Source organism: Robertmurraya korlensis (genome assembly GCF_023715225.1).
GTDB lineage: Bacteria > Bacillota > Bacilli > Bacillales > Cytobacillaceae > Robertmurraya_A.
In genome coordinates, this window is sequence record NZ_JAMBNS010000096.1 from 1 (window position 1) to 459 (window position 459).

1 protein-coding gene is annotated in these 459 nt (G+C 56.9%); it reads right to left on the reverse strand.

Annotation, left to right across the window (positions count from 1 at the left end; translation table 11 throughout):
• Positions 1-459, reverse strand: a 459-nt coding sequence (locus tag M3175_RS25970; protein WP_503328633.1) for an efflux RND transporter periplasmic adaptor subunit, incomplete at both ends; no start/stop codon positions are given.

Here is a 459-nt window from a genome sequence, read left to right on the forward strand (position 1 = left end):
GTGTGATTGAGCCGGTGGTCTGATCGACGGTGACATCCGAGAATTCCAGCGTGCCGGACTGCGGATACTTAAGACCGTCATTAGTCACCAGCTCCACTTTCGCTTTGCCGTTTTCCTGTTTCAGGCGGCCGTCGGCTAGCTCCTGCTTCAGGCGCAGGAAATCATTGCTCGACTGGGTGACGTCAACATAGATCGGATCCAGCTGCTGAACGGTTGCCAGGGCGGTCGTTTGACCATTCTGTACCAGCGCCCCTTCGGTCACGGCGGATTTACCGATCCGGCCGCTGATCGGCGAGGTGACTTTGGTGTAGGCCAGATTGATGCGCGCGGTTTCAACGGCAGCTTTCGCCGCGACCACGGCCGCATTGCTCTGCTGCGCCGTCGCAACGGCGGTATCGTAGTCTTGTTGACTAATATATTTGGTGCCCAACAGTTTCTGATAACGCTTGACCGTCAGTT